The sequence below is a fragment of the Streptomyces sp. AF1A genome, assembly GCF_047340315.1.
Taxonomy (GTDB): domain Bacteria; phylum Actinomycetota; class Actinomycetes; order Streptomycetales; family Streptomycetaceae; genus Streptomyces.
Genome location: NZ_JBLEBI010000265.1, coordinates 1 through 6,744, shown reverse-complemented (window position 1 = coordinate 6,744; position 6,744 = coordinate 1). Strand labels below are relative to the sequence as shown.

Annotated in this window: 8 protein-coding genes and 1 pseudogene; 3 read left to right on the top strand and 6 right to left on the bottom strand. The window is 74.4% G+C overall.

Annotated features, from left to right (window positions below; genetic code table 11):
* The 3 genes and pseudogenes from ACLU3S_RS34995 to egtA all read right to left on the bottom strand — a co-directional run.
* Window positions 1-229 (bottom strand): annotated as a pseudogene (locus tag ACLU3S_RS34995) (class II glutamine amidotransferase); the annotation flags it as partial.
* Entirely contained in the window at window positions 229-1,569 is a 1,341-nt protein-coding gene (egtB, locus tag ACLU3S_RS34990) for an ergothioneine biosynthesis protein EgtB (protein ID WP_413956005.1), read from the bottom strand. The pseudogene ACLU3S_RS34995 and the gene egtB, both read right to left, overlap by 1 nt.
* A complete protein-coding gene (egtA, locus tag ACLU3S_RS34985; protein ID WP_413956004.1) occupies window positions 1,566-2,900 on the bottom strand; it encodes an ergothioneine biosynthesis glutamate--cysteine ligase EgtA in 1,335 nt (444 codons plus the stop codon). Before egtA ends, egtB begins: the two co-directional genes overlap by 4 nt.
* Window positions 2,901-3,175: 275 nt before the next feature.
* Here egtA and ACLU3S_RS34980 point away from each other — a divergent pair, with 275 nt between their 5' ends.
* Window positions 3,176-4,009, top strand: coding sequence for a TIGR02452 family protein (locus ACLU3S_RS34980; protein ID WP_413956003.1), 834 nt, complete (start codon window positions 3,176-3,178; stop codon window positions 4,007-4,009).
* 184 nt (window positions 4,010-4,193) lie between these two features.
* Here the strand turns inward: ACLU3S_RS34980 and ACLU3S_RS34975 are convergent, their stop codons facing one another.
* Entirely contained in the window at window positions 4,194-4,640 is a 447-nt protein-coding gene (locus ACLU3S_RS34975) for a type II toxin-antitoxin system PemK/MazF family toxin (RefSeq protein WP_413956002.1), read from the bottom strand.
* Between the two features lie 55 nt (window positions 4,641-4,695).
* Window positions 4,696-5,118, bottom strand: a complete 423-nt coding sequence (locus tag ACLU3S_RS34970; RefSeq protein WP_413956001.1) for a cupin domain-containing protein — start codon at window positions 5,116-5,118, stop codon at window positions 4,696-4,698.
* Window positions 5,119-5,214: 96 nt separating this feature from the next.
* Here ACLU3S_RS34970 and ACLU3S_RS34965 point away from each other — a divergent pair, with 96 nt between their 5' ends.
* The gene (locus ACLU3S_RS34965) at window positions 5,215-5,949 is read left to right on the top strand and encodes a helix-turn-helix transcriptional regulator (RefSeq protein ID WP_413956000.1); all 735 of its coding nucleotides are present in this window, start codon (window positions 5,215-5,217) and stop codon (window positions 5,947-5,949) included.
* Between the two features lie 16 nt (window positions 5,950-5,965).
* Complete coding sequence (locus tag ACLU3S_RS34960) at window positions 5,966-6,394, top strand: hypothetical protein (RefSeq protein WP_413955999.1); 429 nt, start codon at window positions 5,966-5,968, stop codon at window positions 6,392-6,394.
* Window positions 6,395-6,397: 3 nt separating this feature from the next.
* Here ACLU3S_RS34960 and ACLU3S_RS34955 read toward each other — a convergent pair.
* Window positions 6,398-6,744, bottom strand: a 347-nt coding sequence (locus tag ACLU3S_RS34955) for an amidase family protein (RefSeq protein ID WP_413955998.1), incomplete at its 5' end; no start/stop codon positions are given.

Here is a 6,744-nt window from a genome sequence, read left to right as displayed (position 1 = left end):
GGGCCAGGTCGGCGAAGGACAGGTCCGCCCAGATCGGCCCGGCCCGCCGGTACCGGGCGGGCTCGGGGTCCTCGGGGGCGTACCAGCCCACGCCGAAGCCGTCGGCGTTGACCGTGCCGTAGCGCTGCCGGCGCGGCGCCCACGACTGGCGGAACAGGCTGTGCGGGGGCTCCACGAGGAGCCGGCCCAGCGGCTCCTCCGGTCCCAGATAGGCCAGGTGACGGCACATCAGACGGCCTCCGAGCGGGCGGTGCGGAACCCGGAGAAGATCTGCCGCCGGATCGGGTAGTCCCAATTGCGGAACGTGCCCCGGCAGGCGACGGGGTCCACGGCGAACGAACCGCCGCGCAGCACCTTGTGCTCGGGGCCGAAGAACACCTCCGAGTACTCCTTGTACGGGAACGCCCGAAAACCCGGGTACGGCAGGAAGTCGCTCGCCGTCCACTCCCACACGTCACCGATCAACTGCCGTACGCCGAGCGGCGACTGCCCCGCCGGATAGCTGCCGGCGGGCGCGGGCCTGAGGTGGCGCTGGCCGAGGTTCGCGTGCTTTGGTGCCGGATCGGCGTCGCCCCACGGGTAGCGGGTGGAACGGCCGGTGGCCGGGTCGTGGCGGGCGGCCTTCTCCCACTCCGCCTCGGTGGGCAGCCGGCGCCCGGCCCAGCGGGCGTAGGCGTCGGCCTCGTACCAGCTCACGTGCAGCACGGGCTCGTCCGGCGGAACCGCCTCGGTGACGCCGAAGCGGCGCCGCAGCCACCGGTCTCCGTCCCGGCGCCAGAACAGCGGTGCCGTGATGGCGTGCTGCCTGATGTGGGCCCAGCCCTGCGGGGACCACCAGCGCTCGGTGTCGTAGCCGCCGTCCTCGATGAACGCCTGGTACGCCGCGTTCGTCACCGGCGTGGTGTCGATCCAGAACGGGGCCACCTCCCGCGCGTGCGCCGGGCGTTCGTTGTCCAGCGCCCACGGCTCGGTCGAGGTGCCCATGGTGAACGGGCCGCCGGGCACGAGGACTTCGGCGGGACCGGTGAACAGCGGGGACGGCTCCGGGTCCGGCGCGGTCAGAACCTGTGGGCCCTTTCTGAGCTGATGGGTGATCAGCATCGTCTCGTCGTGCTGCTGTTCGTGCTGGGCGATCATCCCGAAGGCGAAGCCGGCCTCGGTCAGCCGGGTGCCGTGGAAGTCCGCCGCCTCCAGCAGGTCCAGCGCGCGGCCACGCACCTCGGCCGCGTACCGGCGGGCCTCGGCGGGCGGCAGCAGCGGCAGCGAGGGACGCTCCGCACGCGGGTGCTCGAAGGCGTCGTACAGGCTGTCGATCTCGGGCCGCATGGCGTCCCGGCCGCCGACCGCCCGCAGCAGCCACAGCTCCTCCTGGTTGCCGATGTGCGCGAGGTCCCACACCAGCGGGGACATCAGCGGGGAGTGCTGCGCGGTGAGGTCGGGCTCCTCCACGCAGGTGGTCAGCAGCGTGGTGCGGTCACGGGCGGTGGTCAGCGAGGCCAGCGCGCGCTCACGCAGGGCCTCGGTGTCCTCCGGCTCCGCGGTCGTGGTGTCGGTCTCGGGGGCGGTCATGGGCGGAAGTCCTTCCTGCCGTGGGCGGCGGGGCTGCCCGCGGCCGGTGAGAGGTCGGGGCCGGGCGGCCGGTCCAGCAGGTCGTCGGCCGGACAGCGGCCCCGGGCGACGTAGCGGTCCATGTACTGCGCCACGGCGTCGGTGACCTCGGTGGTGGCGCCGAGCCGGGGCAGGGCGTCGAGCGCCGCCGCGAAACAGACGGCGGCGGCCTCGCGCAGCTCCGGGTCGGCCAGTCCCCGCCGGGCCGCGTCGGTCCACAGCGGGTTGTGCGGAGCGGGCAGGTTCACGGCCCGCTCGGCGAGGTGTTTCAGGCTCCGGTACGCGGTCTCGGCGGCCTGCGGATCGTCGAAGAGCGCCGCCGTCACGGCGAGCGGCACGATCCAGCCGTCGTCGCCGGGCTGCGCGTCGATCATCCGCAGCTCCAGGTGACCGCGTGGCCGTACCGGCGGGAACAGGGTGGTCAGGTGGTACTGGAGATCCTCCCGGGTGGGCGTCCGGGGCCGGCGGGAGCGCGTCCACTCCCGGAAGGTGAGCCCGTCGGGAACCTCCCAGGGGCCGCCGTCGCGGCGGACGCACATCACCGGGGAGTCCAGCACGTGCCGGGCCCACGCGGCCCGCGGGTTCCCGTTCAGCGGGGGAGCGCCCGCCCGGCCGGCGCCGATCTCCGTCCACATCAGCTGCCGGGTGGACATCCAGCCGGTGGGCCTGCCGCCCATCAGCGGCGAGTTGGCGAACGCGGCCACCAGCACCGCCCCCACCTGGTGGGCCAGCCACCAGCGCCGCGCGTGCCCGAGCGGACCGGGCTCCTCGTGGCCCGCGTCCACGCACACCTGCACGGAGGCGGAGGCGCACATCATGTGGCGGCCGGCCGGACCACCCCTGTCCAGGCAGGTCTCCAGCGCGTCGTAGCGCGGCTCGTGCAGGAACCTGCGGGGCGGGTGCCAGGGGTCGTGGCCGATGCCGACGAGAGCGAGCCCGTCCCCCGCGAGAACGGCCCGGACGGTGTCGAGGTCGGCGGAGACGGTGGCGATGCACTCCATCAAGGAGGCGGTGGGCGGCGAGCTCAGCTCCAGCTGGCCACCGGGTTCGACGGTGAGCGCCGAGCCCAGGGGCACGGTGCGGAGCGTGGCGTAGGCCGCTCGAAGTCGTTCGGGTGTCACGGGGCGCTGCGGCAGGCGCTGGTCGTGGACGAGCCACTCCAGCTCGACACCGAGCGAGCGGGGCGGTCCGGTCTTGAAGCAGATGCCCCTGACCAGGGCCTCCACTTCGGCCTCGGTGACGGCTGGACGGTGCCCCGTACAGTCGCCACCGTCGTTGATTGCATTGGACATGTCGGAATCCTCCTGAGAAACCACCATGTCGCCGGCCCTTTATCCGGCGGGCCGTGGCGGCACTCGTCCCACCCAAGACCCTCGCGCGGATTCGCACAAGAGTGCCCCTGGGACGTTCCGGATCTGTCATCTCCGTTTCCATGCGTGTTTCCGGCACGTTCCGGGGCGCGGGAAACTTCGTTGCACCGCATCACCAGGATCGCCCAGGATGCCCGTATGAGCACGACGGGGGAGATCGCGCGGGCCGCGCTCACGGCGCCCACGGGGGTGGCGCCGTGAGCGCGCGCCTTCGCGGGATCGCCGCACAGACCGAGAGCATCGTGGCGGCGGGCGGGTACCGCGCGCCGGACGGCCGGGAGGTGTCCCTCGCGGCCGCGGTGGAGGCCGCCCGGGCCGGCACCCGGATGTACGGCCCCGGGCCGGTCCAGGTCCCGGTCCCGCCGGCGCCCGGCACCGGCACGGTCGTCGAGGTGACCGGCGAGAGCAGCCTGGAGGCGGCCCGCCGGCTGGCGGGCGTCCCGGTAGCGGTGCTGAACTTCGCCTCGGCCCGGAACCCGGGCGGTGGCTACCTCAACGGCGCGCAGGCCCAGGAGGAGGCGCTGTGCCGCGCCTCGGCGCTGTACACCTGCCTGCTGCAGGCCCGCGCCTTCTACGACCACCACCGGGCGCGGCGCGACCCGTTCTACACCGATCGGGTGATCCACTCACCCGCCGTGCCGGTCTTCCGCGACGACGGCGGCCGGCTGCTGCCGGAGCCGTACCTCGCCGGCTTCCTGACCGCAGCCGCCCCGAACGCGGGCGTCGTACGGCGTACGGCTCCGGAGCGCGCCGCCGCCCTCCCGGACGCCCTCGCGGTACGGGCGGAGCGGGTCCTGGAGACGGCCGCCGCCCACGGCTACCGGCGACTGGTGCTCGGCGCGTGGGGCTGCGGGGTCTTCCAGAACGATCCGGCGCAGGTCGCGGGGGCGTTCCGGGCGCTGCTCGGGCCCGGAGGCCGGTTCGCCGCGACCTTCGAACACGTGGTGTTCGGCGTCCTGGACCGCACGCCGGGCGCGACCGTCCGGGAGGCCTTCCAGCGGGCGTTCGCGCAGCCTGCGCCGGGCGTTTGACGCTCTCCCTCGTCGGGTCCGGCCGTGGTGTTCGTGCGTCTCGCCACGAGTACCTGACGCCTTTGCCGGTCGGGTTCGGCCGTGGCCGTTCGCGCCGCCCGCGCTGGGCGTCCGACGCCGTCGCTCGTCGGGACCGGCCGTAGCGTTCGCGCCGCCTGCGCCGGGCGTCTGACGCCCTCGCCCGTCAGGTCCAGCCGTAGCGTTCGTGCAGCCGGTGGCGGACCAGGTTGAACCGCATGCGGTCCAGCGCGCACGCCTCCCGGCGCATGCCCTCCTCGTGCAGGCGCAGCACCCGGTCCACGTCCACCCACGAGTCGCGGCCCGTGCGGTCCCAGGGCCCGCTGCCGATCGCCACCCACTCCCGGTCGCCGTCGTGCCGCTTGCTGGAGAGCTGCACGGCGAGGAGGGTGCCCGCGGCCTCCCGGGCGACGACCAGCACCGGCCGGTCCTTGCCCCGGCCGTCGTTCTCCTCGAACGGCACCCAGGTCCACACGATCTCCCCGGGGTCCGGGTCGCCGTCGTGGGCGGGGGAGTACTCGGTGCGCACGCGGCCGACCTGGCGCGGGTCGGCCTCGGTGGTGGCATGGGGGCCGTAGCGGCCCGGGACGTTCTCATCGGTGTACGTGGTCACGCACGCACCCTAGTGGCCCGTCCCCCGGAGGCAACGGGCGGCTGCCGTCCCACCGTTACGCCGGTGCCGCGCCGGGCCGCGTGCCGATCCACATGCCCGGGCGCCGGCGGTGCACGGTCAGATACGTCAGGCCCGCCCGGCCGGCGGCGATGCTGCGCGTGGAGCCCTGCGGCAGCCACACCAGCGCGCCCTCGGTGAGCGGCCGCGGGGCGTCCGAGGGACCCGCGCCCAGGACGCCGTCGCCGGCGACGACGAACAGCATCACGTCCAGTTGCGTCTCGGTGTGGGTCGCGATCCGGTCGCCGGGGGCGATCCGGACCACGTTCGCGTCCAGTTGCCGCCCGCTCTCGGCCAGCTTCCACAGCACCCCGGACGGCAGCGGCGGCTCCTCGGCCAGCGCCCGGGCGTCGCACAGAATGCGCGGATCAGCCTCCGCGTGGCCCGCCGGATCGCCGTCTGCCGCGGACGGTGACGTCATCTCCACCCCTCGTCTCTAGCGCTCGCCTGCTCACTCTACAATTACTACAGATAGGATTCGTGAAAAATAGCCGCAGGTGGAGAGGGGTGTCGCAGGATGACCACGCGGGAGAGCCCGCGCCGGCGCGCGATACTGGACGTGCTGCGCGCCGCCCCCGCGCCGCTCGGCGTCGCCGAGGCGGCCGAGCGGATGGGCGTCCACCCCAACACCGTCCGCTTCCACCTGGACGCGCTGGTGGCCGACGGCCTGGTCGAGCGCCGGACCGAGGACCCCTCGGGCCCCGGCAGGCCGCGCACCGTCTACACCGCGCGGCCGGGCATGGACCGCGGCGGTGCCCGCGCATACCTGCTGCTGGCGCGAATGCTGCTCAGCCGGTGGGCGTCCGCCGATCCGGCCGAGGCGCGCGAGCAGGCGACGCAGACGGGCCGTGCCTGGGGCGGTCACCTGGTGGACCCGCTGCCCCCCTTCGAGCGGCCGACGGCCGAGCGGTCGACGGCCCGGCTCCTCGCGCTGCTCGACGACCTGGGCTTCGCGCCGCAGCCGGAGACCGAGGCCGGCGAGGCCGGCCGGGCACCGGAGCGGATCCGGCTGCGGCACTGCCCGTTCCTCGAACTCGCCGAAGAGCACGGCTCGTTGGTCTGCCCCCTCCATCTGGGGCTGATGCAGGGCGCGTTGTCCCGGCTCGGCGCGCCGCTGACGGCCACCCGCCTGGAGCCGTTCGCCGAACCGGACTCCTGCCTGGCCCACTTGGGCGAGACGGCCACCGGCCGCATCCACGACCGGCCGCCGGCCGCGTCCCCCGCGGGCCTTCGGCCGGACCCACCGCAATGAGAAAGGCACGACATCGATGAACGCCACGTCCGCCGCAACCGCGAGCGCGGTCACCTTCGTCTGGCTGGGGATGGTGCTGGCGATCTCCTTTCTGGAGGCCCCGCTGAAGTTCCGCGCGCCGGGCGTGACGATCCCCATCGGACTCGGCATAGGCCGCCTGGTGTTCCGCGCGCTGAACGCCGTCGAGGCGGTCCTCGCGATCGTGGTGATCGTCGCGGTCGCCATGCACGGCGCGCCCGGCGTGATCATCGGGCTCACCGCGGCCGTGGCGGTGCTCCTGCTGGCTCAGCTGGTCTTCGTCCGGCCCTGGCTGAACCGCCGGTCCGACCGGGTCCTCGCGGGTGAGGACCTGCCCCGGTCCCGCAGCCATCTGTGGTACGTGGCCCTGGAACTGCTCAAGGTCGCCGCGCTGATCGCCCTCGGAGTCGGCCTGCTCACCGTGTGACCCTCACGCGGGGCCCGCATCGGGCGCGGGCTCGCCCGCGTCCGCGCGCTGCGGCGGCCACAGCTCGTGCCAGCGCAGCTCCGCCTCCAGCTGGGCGGCGAGCGAGACCAGCAGCGGCTCGCTGTCGGCCGGGCCGAGCAGCTGTGCACCGACGGGGAGGCCGCCCGCGGCGAAGCCGGCCGGCACGTTGACGCCCGGCCAGCCCAGCACGTTCCACGGCCAGGCGTACGGGCACGCGACGATCATCGCGCGGTCGGTGGCGAAGCCGCCCAGCCCGGCCATGGCGCCGATCCGGGGCGGGGGAGCGGCCGTGGTCGGGGCGAGGATCACGTCGTACGACCGGAAGAACG